1 protein-coding gene is annotated in these 947 nt (G+C 42.4%); it reads right to left on the minus strand.

The features are described from left to right. Positions 1-46 precede the first annotated feature (46 nt). Positions 47-947 (minus strand): IS3 family transposase (locus QL898_RS13725; RefSeq protein WP_290177190.1); only part of this gene is annotated, 901 nt, incomplete at its 5' end.

Raw genomic sequence — 947 nt, forward strand, 5'->3', positions numbered from 1 at the left:
TGACCTATGCTGTCAAATCTGTAGACATTGACTTGGGAGATTTTAGTTACGCAGCCTGACGATAAAAGTCAAACCATACCTGTCTTGGCGTTTTATAGCCTAAACCCTTTTGGATTCTAGTCTGGTTGTACTCAAGCTCAATATATTTAGTGATATCACTGATGGCTTCAAACCTTGTTTTATAGTCTTCGTGATACACCAACTCATTCTTTAATATGCCCCAGAAGCTTTCTATGGGCGCATTATCAAAGCAATTGCCACGCCTGGACATTGAGCCCTTAAATTTATGCTTCTTAATGATCTTATGATAGTCATAACTACAGTACTGACTGCCTCTATCAGAATGCACAATCAGCTGTTGGTTGGGTCGTTTGTTCTTGATGGCCATATTGAGTGCACGGCAAACTAAATCTGCTGTCATTCGCTTATTGATGGCATAGCCGACAAGCTCTTTGGTGTAGAGGTCTTTAACACCTGCTAAGTATAGCCAACCCTCATTGGTCCAGACATAGGTAATGTCACTAACCCAAGCTTCGTTAGGACGACTGGTATGGAATTTTTGGTCGAGCAGGTTTGGATAGATAAACTTGTTATGGTTTGAGTTGGTGGTAACTTTAAAACGCTTGTGACGACGGCAAGCAATGCCGTATTCTTCTTTAATGCGTCTTACCATGTATTGACTGATATGATGGCCTTGCTCTGCAAGATGAGCATGCAATCGCTCACAGCCATAACGCTGCTTAGTTTCATCATGAGCCACGCGCACTAGCAGCTCACACTGGTTGCGGTGGATCTGCTGATTACTAACACCACGATTTATCCAGTTGTAATAGCTTGATGGCTTGACATCTAATACGTGACACATACAGGTGATGCTAAATATCTTCTGATTATCCTTGATAAAGACGTACTTCATCAACTGTGTTTCGCGAAGTACGCCGTGGCCT

It is taken from the genome of Psychrobacter sp. APC 3279 (assembly GCF_030407795.1).
Taxonomy (GTDB): domain Bacteria; phylum Pseudomonadota; class Gammaproteobacteria; order Pseudomonadales; family Moraxellaceae; genus Psychrobacter.